Raw genomic sequence first — 15,356 nt, 5'->3', positions numbered from 1 at the left:
CGACTCGCGCACCGCGTGTCACTCCTCACGGGATGATCCGGCTTCGGCACGCCTCCGACCTGTTTTGTATACCGTCGGTGGCGGATGGCGTGAGTTCTTGCCTGGCTCGGTGAGCCGATCGTTGCAGAGGGGGAGGTTGTAGCATCGTGGAAACCTGCACGAAATCGAGTCTGGGATACAAAAGAGGAGTCCTCGCGGTGACCATCACTCTGGAGCCGCACCACCCCTCGCCCTGCTGGGAGCTACACATGTCAGCTGTATCCCGCACCACCGCTCCGCCCGCTTCAGGCCACACGGTCGCCTCGGTCCTCGATTCCATCGGCTTCACCCGCGCGCAGTTCTGGATCTTCCTGCTGATCCTCGCCGGGGAGTTCTTCAACACCCTCGAGCAGAACTCGGTGGGCGCCATGGGCAGCCACATCAAGGAGACGCTGCAGATCGGCGACATCCAGCTCACGACGATCAACACCGCCACGGTCATCGGCGGACTGATCGGCCGAGTGCTGGCCGGCTACCTCGCCGACCGCTACGGCCGCCGGTTCTCGCTCAGCCTGAACCTGCTGATCTACACGCTCGGCGGACTGCTCAGCGCCGTCGCGATGAACTACGAGATGCTGCTCGTCAGCCGCCTGATCGTCGGAATCGGGATCGGCGGCGAGTTCATGATCGGCCTGGTCATGCTCTCCGAGATGGTCTCCACCCGCTTCCGCGGGACCGCGATCGGCGCCGTCAACGTCGGCGCCGGTGGCCTGGGCAACTTCCTCTCCTACGGCCTGTTCCTGCTGTTGCTCGGACCGCTGGAGACCCCGCTCGGCGGACCCGACTCGGTGTGGCGCTGGTCGTTCGTGATCCTCGCCGTCCCCGCGCTGCTGGTCGTCTTCTACCGCCGCAAGCTGCCGGAGACGCCGCGCTGGCTGCTCTCGCAGGGCCGCACGGAGGAGGCGAACCGCTCGCTCGCGATCCTCGCCTCGAACTCGCTCACCCCCACCACCGACCGCCCTCCCGTCGAGCTGTCGCCGGACGACCTGCCGCCCGTGCGGATGTCCGCCTCCCCCGCCGCGGTGTTCAGCCGCCCGGTCATCCGCCGCACCGCCGCACTCGGCGTCGCGTCCTGGATGGCCTTCGGCTCGCAGGTCACGCTGAACTTCCTGATGCCGACCCTGCTGGTCGAGCGCGGCTATTCCGTCTCGGAGAGCCTGCTCTACACGATGATCATGAACATCGGCTCGCTCCTCGGAGCGACGACCGCGGCCCTCATCGCCGGTCGCGTCGGCCGCCGCACCGCCGTCGGCGCCGCGGGAGTCCTCGGCTGCCTCACCGCGCTCGCCTTCGCCGGCTTCGGCAACGGCACCGGGGCGATCCTGATCCTCGGCGCGCTCTTCCAGTTCTTCACGATGGTCACCAACACGACCCTCGCCACCTGGACCGCCGAGATCTTCCCGACCGCGATCCGCGCCTCCGGAGCCTCGATCGTCAACGGCATCGGCAACATCGCCGGAGCGGTCATGCCGTTCCTCGCCGTCGCGCTCTACGGCTCGTTCGCCTTCGCCGGCGTCTTCGGCCTCGCCGCCGTGATGTACGCGGTGCTCGTCGTCGCCTCCCGCTTCGCCCCGGAGACCCGCGGACGCTCGCTCGAGGACGTCAACGAGAACGCGATCGCCGCCGCCGCCCACTGACCCACCCACGCCCCCGGCGCTCCGGCGCCGGGGGCGTGACCATCCACCGGACAGCACCACAAGGAGCACCATGGACACTCTCACCGTCTCGGCCACCGCCAACGGACTCAACTACCTCCCCGAGTACGTCGCCGACGTCGGCGGCCTGTTCGCCGAGCGCGGCCTCGCCGTCACCGCCACCGCCTGCGACCCCTGGACCGGCGTCCTCGACAACCTCGACTCCTGCGCCGCCGACCTCGCCCTCGGCGGGCTCTGGGTCCCGGGGATGTACGCCGGCACCAGCCGCGAGCTGACCGTCGTCGGCCAGCTCAACCACCGCTTCCCGATGACGATCGTCGCCCGCGACGGCTCCGGACCGGTCGGGCTCGACTGGCTGGCCGGCAAGGTCGTGCTCGCCCCCGGCGCCGGCGGCAGCGCGCCGTTCGAGTTCACCGCCGGGCTGATCCGCGAGGCCGGGCTCGACGTCTCCGCCACCCGCTGGGCGCGCGATCTGTCCACGGCGATGATGCTCGAGCTCTACCGCGACGGCCTCGGCGACGCGATCGTGCTCGACCTGCTCTCGGCGAAGGAGCTCGTCGCGGCCGGAGGCGGGCAGATCGTCTTCCGCCACCTCGACGCGGGCGTGATGCCCAACAGCGTCTACTACACCCGCACCGACCGGGTCGAGGAGCTCGCCGACCGCACCGAGCGCTTCGTCGACGCCATCGAGACGGCGATGCAGAAGATCACGGCGGGCGAGGCCGGCGCCGAGATCGACGCGGTGCTCGCCGCACGCTGGCCCGACCGCGATCCGGTGCTCCTGCACGAGGCCGCCGACGAGATGGCCGCCGGCGGGGTCTGGGACACGACCGTGATCGACGAGGCCGCGTCCGACCGCTGGATGCGGATCCTCGCCGAGGCCGGGCTCGTCACCAGCGCCCCCTCCCTCGCAGAGCTCACCGGACGCGCGACGGTCGGCGCGCGCTGATGACGCTCGTCCTCGCCTCCGAGCAGATCGCCGCGCTGCTCCCCGACGTCGACGTGCTCGGCGCGGTCGAGCAGGTGTTCGCGGACCTCGGCTCCGGTGCGCTGCACCAGGGCGCGCCGACGGCCCTCGCGGGCGAGGACGACGGGCTGATCCTGCCGATGGCGGTCCGCTCCGACACCCTGGGCCTCGCGGCCGTGAAGCTGATGGCCGACCTGCCCGGCAACGCCTCGCGCGGGCTCCCGACGCAGCGCTCGACCATCCTGGTCACCTCCCTCGTGACAGGAGAGTGCGTCGCCGTCCTGGACGGAGCGCTGATCACCCGGGCCCGCACCGCCGCCGCCTCCGCGGTCGCCACCCGGCACCTCGCCCGGGCGGACAGCCGGGTGCTCGGACTGATCGGCGCCGGCAACCTCGCCGTCGCGCACGTCCGCGCGCTGCAGGCGGTGCGCGACCTGGACGAGATCGTGGTCTGGTCGCGGTCGGACGCGACGCTCGACCGGTTCGAGGAGGCGGTGGGGCATCCGGTGACCCGCGCTGCGGATCCGCGGGCCGTCGCCGAGCGCTCGGACGTGCTCTGCACGCTGACGCCGTCGGTCGAGCCGATCGTGCGCGGCGCCTGGCTGCACGCCGGCCAGCACGTGAACGCCGTCGGCGCCCGTCCGCGGCCGGAGCACCGCGAGCTCGACGCCGCGGCGATGACGATCGGCACGCTCGTCGTCGACAGCGCTGCCACGGCGCGGGCGAAGTCGGGGGACCTCGTCCTCGCGATCGCGGAGGGCGCGCTCGACGCGGCGGCCGGGCTGCTCGAGCTCGGCGACGTCGTGGCCGGCACCGCTCCCGGCCGCGTCTGCACGGAGGAGATCACCGTCTTCGACTCCGTCGGCCTCGCGGCGCAGGACCTCGCGGTCGCCGCCGCGCTGATCGATCTGGGGCGGCTGCGGGACGCGGGCAGCGAGATCCGGCTCTCCGGGGTCCCCGCGGCGGCGGGCCGCTGATGCGCATCGCCGTCGTCAACTGCAACACGACCGAGTCGATGACCGAGACGGCCGCCGCCCGCGCCCGGCTCGCCGTCGGGCCGGGCACCGAGATCGTCGCGATCACGCCGAGCTGGGGCGTCGCGTCGGCCGAGGGCTGGTACGACAGCTTCCTCAGCGCCGCGGCCGTCCTGCACACCCTCGAGCGGCTGCCGGCCGGCATCGACGGCGTCGTGATGGCCGGGTTCGGCGAGCACGGCCGCGAGGGCGCGCGCGAGCTGCTCGACGTCCCCGTCGTCGACATCACCGAGGCGTCCGCGCACCTCGCGATGCTGCTCGGCCGCCGCTACGGGGTCGTCACCACGGTCCGGCGCGCGGTCGGCCAGATCGAGGACAGCCTCACCACCGCCGGCCTGATCGCGCACTGCGCCGCGATCGAGGACACCGGCCTCGGCGTGCTCGAGCTGGAGGAGGATCCGCAGGCGACCCTCGACGCGTTCGTCGCCGCCGGCGAGCGCGCGATCGCCCGCGGCGCCGAGGTCGTCTGCCTGGGCTGCGCGGGCATGGCGGGGCTCGAGGAGCACGTCGGCGCGCGCCTGCCCGTGCCGGTCGTCGACGGCGTCGCGGCGGCGGCCGCGCTCGTCGAGACCCTCGTCCGGCAGCGGCTCGGCACCAGCCGGATCGACAGCTACGCCCGCCCGCTGCCGAAGGAGCGCAGCTGGCCCGGCTGAACGGCGGAGAGCGGCCGAGCGTGTTGAATGGTCGCACCGGCGTCGCGAGGAGGACCGTCATGACACTCGTCAGCACCGAGGAGTCGCTCGCGAGCCAGACCTACCGCGCGCTGCGCCGGGAGATCATCCTCGGCCACTACCCGCAGGGGTCTCGGCTCGTCGAGGCCTCGCTGGCCACCGAGCTGCACGTGTCGCGACTACCGGTGCGCGAAGCCGTGCCGCAGCTCGCGAACGAGGGCTTCGTGCGGATGCTGCCCCGCCGCTCCACCCGGGTCGCCCAGTGGAGTGTGGAGGACGTCGTCGAGCTCTTCGACGTCCGGCTCAGCCTCGAGACGCTCGCCGCGCGACTGGCCGCGCAGGCCGTCGCCGCCGGGGCGTCGCTGCAGCCGCTGCTCGAGGCGATCGACGCCGAGCACCGCGCCCTCGACAGCGAGGACTGGCTGGAGGTCGCCGAGACCTCGACCGTCGTGCACGAGGCGATCGTCGAGGTCGCCGGCAGCGCGCTGCTCACCTCGCTGATGCGCGCCGTCACCGGCCGGATGACCTGGCTGTTCTATCTCACCAGCGCCCGCGACCAGCGCCAGCAGTCCGACGAGCACCACGGCCTGCTCGACGCGATCCGCTCGGGCAACGACCGCCTCGCCGAGTCGATCGCTTTCACCCACATCGAGAAGGGCCGGGCGCCGTCGCTCGCGATGATCGCTGGACGGCAGCGACCGATGTGAGGAGGCGCTCCAGCGACCGGTGAACGATCCCCGGACGGAACGCCGGAGGCGATGCGGATGAGGCGAAGCGCGCGATCGCTCGGTAGCGCGCTCGCCACGCTCACGGAATGGTCGGCCTCTCTCCGTGGCACCGGCGAGCCGACGCTCGCTTCGATCGCGACCCTGCGCGGAGCGACGGCCGCTCTCTTCTTCGTGCTGGTCGAGCCCAGAGACGTGATGGCTCTGGCGGCGGGGTAGGTGTCGTCATCTGGATCGTCGTTGCCGCTGTCGGTGGGTACGTCGCTCCGCGGAGGCTCTCGGTCGGCCTGTCCTCGTCGCGTGGCTTCCAGCTGTGGTGAGCGCCCTCTCGTGATCCACGGCGAGAGGGGACGGGACATCAACGAGATGAGGCACGGCGTCGGCTCAGCGCCCAGACGAGCGCGCCCGCGAGGAGCACCGCGCAGGTCAGCCCGGCGACGTGCAGGACGAGCGACGGCACTCCGTTCTCGGGGAGCAGGAACCCGTAGGGCACCCATCCGTCGGTCGCTCCGCGGACGAGCACGACGACGACCCAGACGATCGGGTAGGGCAGGACCACCCACAGCCGGCGCCACGAGAGCGGTCCGCGGTCGGCGACGACGATCCAGTCGAGGAGGACGAGCGCGGGGAGCACCACGTGCAGGACGGCGCTGACCCAGGGCGGGGCCGTCCCGGTACCGGGGACGAGGGTGTTGTAGATCACGGCGACGACGATCAGGTAGGCCGTCGCCGCGCCGCGGACGTAGCTCAGCCACACCGGGGTCGGACGGCGGGCGAGCGCGATCGAACCCGCGACGATCAGCACCGCGCTCGCGAGGAGGCTGGTCTGGTTCGTGAAGTAGCCGAAGTAGTCGAACGGATTCGGGTCGCCGGCCGCGATGCTCAGCGCGTAGGTGTGGAGGATCACCGCGATCGCGGCTGCGCCGACGGCGATGCGAGCAGCGCCCACGAGTGGGCGGGTCGATGCCGGGGAATTCATCAGGTCAGCCTAGGAGCCGTCGGGCTTCCTGATGACCGGCGACAGACACTCCCCTTTCGGAACGGCGCTGAGCATTTCAGGCGGAGACGCGACCACGAGGAAAGCGGTGACGTCGCTTAGCCTGAGCCGGTGGGGACGTTCTCGAAGGTGCGCAGCACGGTCGCGGTCGCGGCATGCCTGCTAGTCGTGACGGGATGCACGGCGCAGCCTGCACCTTCGACTCCGCCTCCGGCGACGAACACGGACGACGGCTTCACCTCCCCGCTGACCGGCGATCTAGGCGTAGCGACGTTCACCGGGAGCGACGGGACAACCGGCGCCGTCCAGTTGAGCGCGGCGGACGGCCGGCTGGCCCTGGCATCCGACGAGCTCGTCATCCCCGCCGCGTCTTCCGGTTCCGCAGCGGTCATGGGGGCGCTCGATCCGATCGACGCGGATACCACCTGTTTCGACGTCGATTTCCCGATGCGTCTCGCGGACGCGGAGTCCGGGAAGCCCTACAAGGCGTGGCGGAACCTCTCAGAGTTCCGCGGCGACCCGACAGCGATCGATCAACTCGTTCTCACGACACGACCGCAGGACGACCCCGACTGCTCGACCAGAATCCTCGCCATCGCTGACGTCCAGTGGAACGTGCAGCCGCAGCGCAGCACCCTCGTCGCCCGGGACGCCGGCCCGCGTGCAGCAGCGCGTGGCGAGGTGTCATCCACGGACGGAAAGCCGACGTCGTACGCGGTCGCTCGCAACGACCTCGCAGAGGACGTCGCGGCACGATTCGGCATGACGGCCGACGACCTGTTCTACCTCAACCCGTTCCGGTTCCCCCCGGACGAGATCCTCCGCGTCGGTGAGGACCTGAATCTCACCGTTGCTGCCCGATGACCGCGAGCCAGACGGTCGCCCTCGACAGAGGAGCGTGATGCTCGCCGTATCGGCCGAGGCGCTCTTCCTGCCCCAGCTGCGGATACTGTCGCGGCCCGTCATCAGCTAGGGGAACCCGTGTTACTCGTGCTCCTCGCCGGCGCTCCCGCCGTGATCGGAATCCTGTGGCTCGTCACCCTCTCAGGCGACGGGTCCCAAGAAAAGGTGCGACGGGACACCTGCATCGGCGCCCTTGTCGTCAGCGTGCTGTTCATCGTCGGAGCCGTCGCCTACTGGTTCGTGCCGGTGGAGATGAGCAACGATGCTCAGGGGTCGTTCGGCGCGTCTGCCGTCGCCGTCGCTGCGCTGCTCGTCAGCGGCATCATCGGCCTCATCCTCACCCTCATCCTCTGGCTCACGATGTCTGGAGGGGAGGGGGCGGAGCGCGACTGACGCCCGGTCGCTGCTCGGACGACGATCCGATCGGGAGGAGTTCACGCCACCGGCCCCGCAGAGAACCGTCGACAGGGCGATGAGAATCGCGCCCTGCGTAGGCTGAGCGACAGATCGACGGACGGAGCAGCAGGAACCATGACAGACAGGAACGCGATCGGCCGGCTATCGGCCACGGTCGCTGTGAGCGGGCTCGTTCTCGCCCTGGCCGGCTGCACGGCACCCCTCGATGGAACCTCCGTCACCAGCCCTTCGATGACGTCCACCGCTTCCAGCCTCCCAACGGGCAGCCCTACGGACGGCTCCGATACAACGGGCTCTCCCGCCGCACAGTCACTTCTGGAGCAGCTGCCCATCCGCACCTCGCTCGAGAGCGTGTCCAACGATGCGAGCGGTGATCTCCTGATCGAGGAGCGAGAGGACGGGACGGTGTGGCTGTCCCTCAGCGGGCTGAGCCTGACCGGAGCAGTGGAGCCGCGAGTCCTTCTCACAAGCGCTCCACTCGAAGACAATGACGGCGAGTTGAGGTTCCCTGCGGACGTCGGAAGCGAGGTCGGCTCGCTGACAGCGGATGCCGACCAGGAATTGCAGATCATCGATCCCGACACGATCGGCGGTATCGAGAGCGTCCTGATCCTGGGTGTCGGTGATCCCGGCACCCGCCAGCTCGCAGCCGCTCGACTGTCGCCCTCCAGCACGGAACAGTGACGCCGCAGCGCCGCGAACGGAAGGCACCGCCAGGTACCGGCACCGGCCTCCGCGTGGAAAGCACGCTCGCCGCGCTCCCCTACGAGCTGTCCCGCGACATGAGCAGCTCCCGCAAGAACGAGCAGCACCCATTCGACCCGCCCCTTCGGCTGGCGGGGCACGGGGGAACGCCGGGTGCCTGATCCCCGCGCAGTCATCCTGGTGCCCTTGGCCATCGTCTGGTTCTTCGTGACCTACTGGCCGATCGTCTCCGTGGTGTTCGTCGTCCTCTTCGTCATCGTCGGGTTCGTGGTCCTCATGCGCCGTGAGGCGCGACGTGACGAAGGCTAGGATCTGCGCGACACGCTCCCGAAGGTCGCTGCGCTGGAATTTCGTATCCGTCGGCGTGGTGCAGTCCGCGCCCACTGAACGATCCTCGAACGGGACGGGCTCGAACGCGATCGGCTCAGCATCGAGCCCCTCCAGGCTGCGAGCATGCGCCGCACAGCTGTGGCCCTCACGCCACTCGTCCTCGCCCTCGTCGGCGTCGCGGTCGGCCTCGCCGTTGCGCCAGACGTCCCCGCGGGCTGGGTCGTCCTCGGGGTGACAGCGGCTGTCGTGGGATCGGCGATCCTCGGGTCCGCCGTCTTCCTCTTCGTCGACCGGAAGAGGCAGCCGCCCTCGCCTGTCGATCACGAGGAGAGCTGGACGGCATGATCGGCACATGGCCCGGAGATCGACTCAAGTCCTCATCGGAGGATTCGCTGTTCTGCTGGCGCTGGGCGCAGCAGGATCCGCCCTCGCCCTCGCGAACGCTACTGCGGAGCCGTACTACCCGAAAGAGGGTCTGAACGAGGAGTACGCCGAGACGCTGGTGCGGGACCTGACGACGGACGATCCGCAGACCGCGGTCATGGCTCACTTCCCAGCATCGAACCCGAACTCCGTCGCGGAGCTCGTCGCCGAGTGCTCCCCGGTCGCACAAGCTCAAGCCCAACCGACCGTCTACTCCGACGTCGTCCCGGTCAACGCGAGGGTGATCCTCGATGCACCCGGGCTCGCGCGCTGCGACATGTACCTCTCCTGGTCCGAGAGCCACGGCGAAGCGTGGTCAGTCCACCTCACGGACCCGCCGCCGCAGGACCCGCTTGCGACACCGATCCGCACACCGGAGACCTAGCCGCCCACCGTGAGGCGCCACTGTCGCGCTGTCCCGGTGGGATGATCGGCGCATGGCGCCGATTCTGAGGGAAGTGCACCTCTGGCCGAACACGGGCCACCCGGACGTCCGATGGTCTCCACCGCGCCCCCCGGACGAATCGGACTGGCCCCTGCTCGAGATGGACGCCATTCTTCGAGGGTCGAGGAAGATCTCCGAACCGCTCGGAGAACGCCTGGCGGAGCAGCGCATAGAGATGCCGCGGGCGAGCATCCGACTTCTCCCAGGAGGAGCATCCGCGAGTACCGATCTCGAGGTCGAGATCTCTCGCATCGTGATCGACGGTGAGAACTCGGTCCACTTCGCGGTACCGGCGGGATTCCACAACCTCGATGTGCGTGCGCGGGATGAACTGGTGCTGACGATGTGGACGGAGACGCTGCGAAGGCTGGTGAGCAACCAGGGCGGCGATCCGGCCGCGGTGAGTCGAGCGACTGACGCTCTAAGAGGAGTCGACTACGGGGAACCGCGTCGCGGGCCATGGAAGAAGAACCCGGCTCGATCGCATCGCATGCGGCTGATCGGCGTGCTCGAGGACGACGGCTGCTTCCGTCTCCGTGTCGAAGTCGAGCACCTGGGCGGAGGGCGGCCGCCGGTGCTGTCCGAGACGATAGTCGGCGACTCCACCTTCTGGTCGTTCGATCGCGCTGCACGAGACCTGCGATGGACGTCGAGCTCCTCCGTTGAAGGCGTATCGATTCCCGGCATCCTGCTCGGCGATCGCGGACGGTTCACCCTCGACGTCGCCACCGGTACGGTCCACCTGAGCGGAGGGTTCACGACGCCGCTGCCGATCGAGCCGACCGGCCCCGCCGTCGGGGCGGGCTTTCGTTTCATCGAGCAGCCCACTGACGACGTCTACGTCGGGTGGGGAGGAGGGGGCCCGGTGAATGATGTTCCCGCGGAGTATCTCGCCGAGGTCGACCGGCTTGCTGACCGACTCTGCTCACCCGAGTGGAAACGGTGGTGGCGCCTCGTCGGCGTGGACCACGTGAGTGGGTACGTCAACTACGAGCCACCGCGCGAGACGCCGATCGTCCGACTCGTGAACACAACACTGACAATGATCGTCAGGCGTTCTGTCGCAAAGATTCCTACCGGACCGAAAGCAGAACAGCTAGCTCGGCAAGACCTAGAAGCCGCGCTCACCCGTCTGGCCGCACGCCAGAACGTCGAGCTTCCTCCGCTCTGAACCAGACGCGAGTCATGCGCATACACCTCCACCTCAGAGGCCGAGCACAGCTGGGCGCTGCACACCCACAGCTACTGGAGACGTCGACCGGGACCGCCGCGTCTCGTGACCGATCAACCATCCCCGTACTGAACGCCGATCCATCATCTTCTCGTTCCTCTACCGTGCGGTGATCACCGCACCGCGCATCCCGAGCGCCTGGAGGTCGACCCCCGTCGAGGAGGCCGTCGCCTCTCCGGTATCGCCGTCGTAGACGACGGTGTAGACGTCCCACTTCTTGGCCGGAAATCCGTACGGCGCGTCGTTCACGACAGGGGCGTGGACGCTCAGAGCCCACATCAGCGCCTCCGGTGCGATTCGAGTGTCGCCGCCGAGTCCCGGGGCGCAGGAGGACAGCTCCGCATACGTCGCCCGCACCGCGTAGATCGGGTACTGCGTCTTCTCCTCCGCGCTGAGCGTCGAAAGGCGACTTCCGGCGCCGTCGGCCAGGTCGAGCGCCGGGTTCGTCAGCTGCTGGACGTCGATCATCGGCCCGTAGGCGGTGTCATCAGTCGGGGGGCACGTCGGGGCCTCCGTCAGGAGTGACGACGGCTGGGGGTCCCGAGTCGAGGCCGGTGCCGCCTGTGTCTCAGTCGAGGTGGGCGTCGTACTCGCGGTTGCGTCGATGGTGACGGGGCCGGAGCGGATGCGCAGCGTGGTCGTGGTCTGCGTGAGGCTCACGTCCTCGGCGCCCAGCACGTCCACCAGCCACTGCTCGCCGTCAGTGCAGGCGACGAACGTCGTCGCAGGGCCTGCGGTGACGACCCAGACGGAAGGCTGCAGGCCGGCCGCTTGCAGATCGTAGGTGAGCCCGTTGCAGGGCTCGTTCACGCTGAGCTTCGATCGGCCGTCGATGCTGACGATGTGGAAACCGACCGGATGATCGAGCACCCATCCGCCTGATCCTTGATCACCGATGACCGCGGTGCTCTCGTAGGTGAGCTTCGTCACGTCTTCGGCTCGCAGCTGCTCACCCGGGACCTGCGATGACGACGGTGCGCCGGACACGGTGGCGCTCGTCGCGCATCCGCCGAGAAGGAGCGCCCCGGAGAGGCAGAGGATGCTGAAGGGAAGGGGTCTCGCACGTCTGGTGATCACTGGTCGACTCCGTCCTGGTTCATGGGCAGGTCGGTGCAGTCGACCGGGGTGCTCATCCCCGTGAATATCCGGATCCCCCCGCCCTCCTGACACACCTGGGTTCCGGCGAGGGAGAACAGTGCAGCGTCCGTCCCGTCTGTGATGCCGTCGGTACCCGACCCCAGGAGTGCAGCGCATGCCGCGGCGAGTGACTCGATGGGCTCTTCTGCCGTCGTTCGGATCTCGCCCGACAGTGCGACGCCCTGCCCGTCCTGTTCCCAGCAGGTGACGGGCGCCGCGACCGGAGTGCCGCGGTCCGTCGTCACCGCAGTGACGACTGTCGCGCTGAGGACCGCGCCCGCGATGCCGGCGAGCGTCACCGCCGCGGCCTGGCCGAAACGTCGGCGGCGGCGGATCCGTTGCGTGAGGCGTGCGCTGATGCGCTCGAGCTGCTCATCGCTCAGGTCACGACTGTCCATGGTCCTCTGTCCGTTCCGTCAGGGTTCTCGTCAGGGAGGCCCTCACGCGCGAGAGCCGGTTGCGGACCGTCCCGTGGGACAGGCCGAGGGAGGCGGCGGCATCGCTGTAGCTGAGGTCGTCCTCGATGCACGCCGTCCAGATCGCACGGTCGGTCGCACTCATCTGCTCGACCAGACGCCGCACGTCGAGCAGCCGGTCGCTCGTCTCCGCGTCGACGCCGCGAGAAGCGGTGTCGTCGGAGAGGGGCTGGTGGCGCCGGCGCTGCTCGCGGCGGTTGGTCGAGGAGCTGAGATTCCGCGCCGTCACCAGAAGCCACGGCAGCACCGACTCCCCCGCGATGCGCACGCTCGAGCGGCGCTTCCAGAGCAGGAGGAAGCTCTCCTGAACGACGTCCTCCGCCTGGTCGGCGTCCACGAGGAAGCTCCTCGCAGCCCGATGGACCGCGCGGCCGTGCATCCTGAAGAGAGCGTCCAACCCCGAAGGGTCACCGCCGCGCAGACGATCCACCAGCGTCGCCTCAGCAGCACCGACCATCCGACATCACCCCCTCAGTAGTGAATGCCCTCAGAGCACGGATTCGTCTCAGGCGTCACGGACCAGCATCACCAGTCCCCTTCGAGGTAGACGATGCGCGTGCCGGCTCGGGCGCCACCGGTCATCCGGTGAGGTGTCCCGACCGGTCTCCAGCCGTGTCCAGCGCAGAGCTCGAGCACACGATCGAGGTCTGAGACCGTGAGCGCGATGTGCACCGTGCCGACCTGTGCGGGCGAGCCGGCGGACTCGAGCGGTCGAGGCGGGTCGTACTGCAGCAGCTCCACCCGGTGGGGGCCGAGGGTCACCGTCGCTGCGCGGAACGTCTCGCGGGCGAGCGTCTTCAACCGGGTCGAGCAGCTCACCGCCTCCGGGGTCATCACCGGGTTCTCGGCCCTGGTCGATCCCGGCAAGGTGGGGCTCGACGTCTGCGCCCTGGTGTTCGTGACGGTGCACCCGCAGTCGTGGCACCGGTTCCGCGAGGGCATCCTCCAGATGCCCGACGTCGAGTACTGCTGCATCACGACCGGCGAGCACGACGCGATGCTCCTGGTCCGCTCGCTCGACATCGGCGGCGTGCACGACTTCGTCACCGGCGTGGTCGCGGCCCGGCCCGAGGTGAAGTCGGTGGTCTCGGTCGTCGTGCTCGACGAGGTGGTGCGCAAGGCCTACCTGCTGCCCTCCGACATCCCCGACCGCTCCGGATCGGCATGACGCGGTTCACCACCGCGGGGAACGGCCGCGACGCGGCGCGCTGAGCGTCAGACCTCGACGCAGATGCTGACGTGGTCGTCGCCGTCGATCTCGAACTCCTCGACGAGCCGCAGCAGGCCTTCGCCGTCGAGTTCGACACGGCTGCCGCCGGTGCCGCTGACCACGGTCCCGCCGTCGATCAGCTGATGCACGAACGAGACCTGCAGGGCGTCGCCGGTGCGCGTGCCCACGAACCGGCCGAAGGTCACGGTGTCGCCGACGTAGTCGCCCCAGACCACTCCGTCGCGCTCGGAGTAGTGGAACCGCGACGGCGACTCCGGGTCGACCGCGCTGTTGGTCGAGGAGGTCATCACGAACTCGCGGCCGTCGAGACTGGGGGCGGTGGTGGCGTCGTTCACGTCATGGAGTATGCCGGAGAGGTCGGGGTGTCCTGGCCGCGGGCCGATTTCGTCTCATCCTTCGGGTAGCGAACCCGGGGAACTGGACGAAAGTGTCGTCACGGCGTCCCTCCACGGTTCATTCGTCTGCGGTCGCGGACCGTCCGACGTCGCTCGGATCGAGCCGAAGGCCCTCCGGCGTGGGGCGGGCGACTCCACGGACAGGACGTCGTCCGGTGTCTGCGAGGCGTCCGGACCTCCCCGGCCGCCTCGATGCTCCAGCGATTCGTCCGCGATCGGATTCTTTCGCGTACTCTCAAAACCCGTACGGGGAATGAATCGGGGCTCATTCGCAGCCGATTCGTATTCAGCATCTTGGGGGCGCAATGGATCCGCAGCAATCGGTGAAGAGTGATCGCGCCCTGTGCGCCCACGCGAGGAGCGACGGATGACGGGCTCGAGCACGGCAGGCGCCGTGGTGAAGCGCCCCGAGTCGCGAGAGTGGATCGATTTCGCCAAGGGCGTCGCGATCAGCCTCGTCGTGCTCTACCACTCGTCGCTGTTCCTGGGATTCTTCGACCTCGCGGGGTACGTCCCGAAGCTCCGCACGGTGCTGCTCTACTTCCCCATGCCCGTGTTCTTCTTCATCGCGGGCCTCACGGCCGCCCGGATGCTGACGTGGACGTTCGCCGAACTGTGGCGCCGCCGGGTGCTCGCGCTGGTGTACCTCTACCTGCTGTGGTCGTTCATCCGGGTCGCCTTCTACCTCGTCGTCCCGTTCTCACGATCGGAGGCGACCTCGCCGACGGACCCGCTCAACGTGCTGGTGCTCCCCATCCTGCCGTCGAGCAGCTACTGGTTCATCTGGGCTCTCGCGATCTTCAGCATCCTCGCCTGGCTGATCCGCAAGGTGCCCCGGTGGATCCAGCTCTCGGTGGCCGGACTGCTCGCCGTCGCGGCGACGACCACCGGCCTGCTGGACACCGACAACATCGGCTGGGACCGGGTCCTCCAGAACTTCCTCTTCTTCCTCGTGGCGATGTTCATCCCCCGCACGTTCTACCGCTTCGCCGCTCGCGTGAAGCTCTGGCAGGCGCTCGCGCTCGCGGTGTCCTACCTCGGCATCATCGCGGTGATCGTCGTTTTCGACGCGAACCGCATTCCGGGCGTCATCCTGATAGCCAGTTCGGTCGCGATCATCGCGGGCATCGCCGGCTCCCAGTACCTCGTCAAGGTCCGCGCACTGAAGATCTTCGTCACCATGGGGCAGCAGAGCTTCCAGATCTATCTCCTGCACCTCTTCGTGATCGCTGTCGTCGTCGCGTTCGTCCCCCTGCTCGGCGAGACGAATGTCCCACCCCTCCCGGCAACGGTCTTCCCGGTCGCCCTGACGGTGTTCTCCCTCTGGGCGTCGCTGTTCCTCTTCCAGTCGCTGCGCCGCTTCTCCTGGTTGTGGGTGAGCCCGTTCAGCACCGGCAAGTCCCAGAAGAAGCGCCTCGCCGCCAAGACTGCGAGATCAGCCGGGGTCCAGCCCACCGCGGTCGAGTCCGCAGCTCCTCTCACCTCGGCCGACGAGCCCGCTGACGCAGGGAGTGCGGGCAGACCCGAGAAGGACTGACCGGCGAGCACCTTCCGGGCGACTCCCCGGGCGGCCCT

Annotated in this window: 20 protein-coding genes; 14 read left to right on the top strand and 6 right to left on the bottom strand. The window is 69.2% G+C overall.

Annotation, left to right across the window (positions count from 1 at the left end; genetic code table 11):
• Positions 1-146: 146 nt before the first annotated feature.
• The 5 genes from C5C24_RS07350 to C5C24_RS07330 all read left to right on the top strand — a co-directional run bounded on the left by C5C24_RS07350 (position 147) and on the right by C5C24_RS07330 (position 5,073).
• Entirely contained in the window at positions 147-1,676 is a 1,530-nt protein-coding gene (locus C5C24_RS07350) for an MFS transporter (RefSeq protein ID WP_258065080.1), read from the top strand.
• Between the two features lie 70 nt (positions 1,677-1,746).
• Entirely contained in the window at positions 1,747-2,643 is an 897-nt protein-coding gene (locus tag C5C24_RS07345; RefSeq protein WP_104277411.1) for an ABC transporter substrate-binding protein, read from the top strand.
• Positions 2,643-3,638, top strand: a complete 996-nt coding sequence (locus C5C24_RS07340; RefSeq protein WP_104304647.1) for an ornithine cyclodeaminase family protein — start codon at positions 2,643-2,645, stop codon at positions 3,636-3,638. The genes C5C24_RS07345 and C5C24_RS07340 overlap by 1 nt, the downstream gene beginning before the upstream one ends.
• Positions 3,638-4,348, top strand: coding sequence for an aspartate/glutamate racemase family protein (locus C5C24_RS07335; protein WP_104277413.1), 711 nt, complete (start codon positions 3,638-3,640; stop codon positions 4,346-4,348). The genes C5C24_RS07340 and C5C24_RS07335 overlap by 1 nt, the downstream gene beginning before the upstream one ends.
• 59 nt (positions 4,349-4,407) lie before the next feature.
• The gene (locus C5C24_RS07330; protein ID WP_104277414.1) at positions 4,408-5,073 is read left to right on the top strand and encodes a GntR family transcriptional regulator; all 666 of its coding nucleotides are present in this window, start codon (positions 4,408-4,410) and stop codon (positions 5,071-5,073) included.
• A gap of 376 nt (positions 5,074-5,449) precedes the next feature.
• Here the strand turns inward: C5C24_RS07330 and C5C24_RS07320 are convergent, their stop codons facing one another.
• A complete protein-coding gene (locus tag C5C24_RS07320; protein WP_104304645.1) occupies positions 5,450-6,070 on the bottom strand; it encodes a Pr6Pr family membrane protein in 621 nt (206 codons plus the stop codon).
• Between the two features lie 129 nt (positions 6,071-6,199).
• Between C5C24_RS07320 and C5C24_RS07315 the strand changes: the two genes are divergently transcribed.
• The 7 genes from C5C24_RS07315 (at position 6,200) to C5C24_RS17590 (ending at position 10,482) form a co-directional block, all read left to right on the top strand.
• Entirely contained in the window at positions 6,200-6,952 is a 753-nt protein-coding gene (locus C5C24_RS07315) for a hypothetical protein (protein WP_104304644.1), read from the top strand.
• 117 nt (positions 6,953-7,069) lie between these two features.
• The gene (locus C5C24_RS07310) at positions 7,070-7,384 is read left to right on the top strand and encodes a hypothetical protein (RefSeq protein WP_104304643.1); all 315 of its coding nucleotides are present in this window, start codon (positions 7,070-7,072) and stop codon (positions 7,382-7,384) included.
• A 138-nt stretch (positions 7,385-7,522) separates the two neighbouring features.
• Positions 7,523-8,092 (top strand): hypothetical protein, encoded by a 570-nt coding sequence (locus C5C24_RS07305; protein WP_104304642.1) that lies wholly within the window; start codon positions 7,523-7,525, stop codon positions 8,090-8,092.
• 174 nt (positions 8,093-8,266) lie between these two features.
• Positions 8,267-8,422: a hypothetical protein gene (locus tag C5C24_RS17915; RefSeq protein WP_181135497.1), complete on the top strand. Its 156-nt coding sequence runs from the start codon at positions 8,267-8,269 to the stop codon at positions 8,420-8,422.
• A gap of 144 nt (positions 8,423-8,566) precedes the next feature.
• Positions 8,567-8,788 carry a hypothetical protein gene (locus C5C24_RS07300; RefSeq protein WP_146082553.1) on the top strand — a complete coding sequence of 74 codons (222 nt, stop codon included), beginning with the start codon at positions 8,567-8,569 and terminating at the stop codon, positions 8,786-8,788.
• 7 nt (positions 8,789-8,795) lie between these two features.
• Positions 8,796-9,251 (top strand): hypothetical protein, encoded by a 456-nt coding sequence (locus C5C24_RS07295; protein ID WP_104277421.1) that lies wholly within the window; start codon positions 8,796-8,798, stop codon positions 9,249-9,251.
• 52 nt (positions 9,252-9,303) lie between these two features.
• Complete coding sequence (locus tag C5C24_RS17590; RefSeq protein WP_146082552.1) at positions 9,304-10,482, top strand: hypothetical protein; 1,179 nt, start codon at positions 9,304-9,306, stop codon at positions 10,480-10,482.
• Between the two features lie 159 nt (positions 10,483-10,641).
• On the opposite strand, the gene C5C24_RS07285 is transcribed toward C5C24_RS17590, so the two are convergent.
• The 4 genes from C5C24_RS07285 to C5C24_RS18620 form a co-directional block, all read right to left on the bottom strand.
• Positions 10,642-11,472, bottom strand: coding sequence for a hypothetical protein (locus C5C24_RS07285; protein ID WP_146082551.1), 831 nt, complete (start codon positions 11,470-11,472; stop codon positions 10,642-10,644).
• Positions 11,473-11,615: 143 nt separating this feature from the next.
• Positions 11,616-12,077 (bottom strand): hypothetical protein, encoded by a 462-nt coding sequence (locus C5C24_RS07280; protein ID WP_104304638.1) that lies wholly within the window; start codon positions 12,075-12,077, stop codon positions 11,616-11,618.
• Positions 12,064-12,612, bottom strand: a complete 549-nt coding sequence (locus tag C5C24_RS07275; protein WP_104304637.1) for an RNA polymerase sigma factor — start codon at positions 12,610-12,612, stop codon at positions 12,064-12,066. Before C5C24_RS07275 ends, C5C24_RS07280 begins: the two co-directional genes overlap by 14 nt.
• A 68-nt stretch (positions 12,613-12,680) precedes the next feature.
• Positions 12,681-12,896: a VOC family protein gene (locus C5C24_RS18620; protein ID WP_219815345.1), complete on the bottom strand. Its 216-nt coding sequence runs from the start codon at positions 12,894-12,896 to the stop codon at positions 12,681-12,683.
• Here C5C24_RS18620 and C5C24_RS07270 point away from each other — a divergent pair.
• Positions 12,820-13,323, top strand: coding sequence for an Lrp/AsnC family transcriptional regulator (locus C5C24_RS07270; RefSeq protein ID WP_258065083.1), 504 nt, complete (start codon positions 12,820-12,822; stop codon positions 13,321-13,323). The genes C5C24_RS18620 and C5C24_RS07270 overlap by 77 nt on opposite strands.
• A gap of 47 nt (positions 13,324-13,370) precedes the next feature.
• Here the strand turns inward: C5C24_RS07270 and C5C24_RS07265 are convergent, their stop codons facing one another.
• Positions 13,371-13,721, bottom strand: coding sequence for a hypothetical protein (locus C5C24_RS07265; RefSeq protein ID WP_258060307.1), 351 nt, complete (start codon positions 13,719-13,721; stop codon positions 13,371-13,373).
• Between the two features lie 427 nt (positions 13,722-14,148).
• On the opposite strand from C5C24_RS07265, the gene C5C24_RS07260 reads away from it, so the two are divergent.
• The gene (locus tag C5C24_RS07260; protein WP_104277429.1) at positions 14,149-15,318 is read left to right on the top strand and encodes an acyltransferase; all 1,170 of its coding nucleotides are present in this window, start codon (positions 14,149-14,151) and stop codon (positions 15,316-15,318) included.
• Positions 15,319-15,356 lie beyond the last annotated feature (38 nt).

This window comes from Rathayibacter sp. AY2B3 (genome assembly GCF_002931755.1).
In the GTDB taxonomy this organism is placed as follows: Bacteria; Actinomycetota; Actinomycetes; order Actinomycetales; family Microbacteriaceae; genus Rathayibacter.
This window is presented reverse-complemented; position numbering and strand designations above follow the sequence as displayed.

What these genes read in the sequence shown, in the direction of transcription:
- C5C24_RS07345 (WP_104277411.1), top strand. Translation starts at nt 1,747, where the DNA reads ATGGACACTCTCACCGTCTCGGCCACCGCCAACGGACTCAACTACCTC.
- C5C24_RS07340 (WP_104304647.1), top strand. Translation starts at nt 2,643, where the DNA reads ATGACGCTCGTCCTCGCCTCCGAGCAGATCGCCGCGCTGCTCCCCGAC.
- C5C24_RS07335 (WP_104277413.1), top strand. Translation starts at nt 3,638, where the DNA reads ATGCGCATCGCCGTCGTCAACTGCAACACGACCGAGTCGATGACCGAG.
- C5C24_RS07330 (WP_104277414.1), top strand. Translation starts at nt 4,408, where the DNA reads ATGACACTCGTCAGCACCGAGGAGTCGCTCGCGAGCCAGACCTACCGC.
- C5C24_RS07320 (WP_104304645.1), bottom strand. Translation starts at nt 6,070, where the DNA reads ATGAATTCCCCGGCATCGACCCGCCCACTCGTGGGCGCTGCTCGCATC.
- C5C24_RS07305 (WP_104304642.1), top strand. Translation starts at nt 7,523, where the DNA reads ATGACAGACAGGAACGCGATCGGCCGGCTATCGGCCACGGTCGCTGTG.
- C5C24_RS07300 (WP_146082553.1), top strand. Translation starts at nt 8,567, where the DNA reads ATGCGCCGCACAGCTGTGGCCCTCACGCCACTCGTCCTCGCCCTCGTC.
- C5C24_RS07295 (WP_104277421.1), top strand. Translation starts at nt 8,796, where the DNA reads ATGGCCCGGAGATCGACTCAAGTCCTCATCGGAGGATTCGCTGTTCTG.
- C5C24_RS17590 (WP_146082552.1), top strand. Translation starts at nt 9,304, where the DNA reads ATGGCGCCGATTCTGAGGGAAGTGCACCTCTGGCCGAACACGGGCCAC.
- C5C24_RS07280 (WP_104304638.1), bottom strand. Translation starts at nt 12,077, where the DNA reads ATGGACAGTCGTGACCTGAGCGATGAGCAGCTCGAGCGCATCAGCGCA.
- C5C24_RS07275 (WP_104304637.1), bottom strand. Translation starts at nt 12,612, where the DNA reads ATGGTCGGTGCTGCTGAGGCGACGCTGGTGGATCGTCTGCGCGGCGGT.
- C5C24_RS07270 (WP_258065083.1), top strand. Translation starts at nt 12,820, where the DNA reads ATGTGCACCGTGCCGACCTGTGCGGGCGAGCCGGCGGACTCGAGCGGT.
- C5C24_RS07260 (WP_104277429.1), top strand. Translation starts at nt 14,149, where the DNA reads ATGACGGGCTCGAGCACGGCAGGCGCCGTGGTGAAGCGCCCCGAGTCG.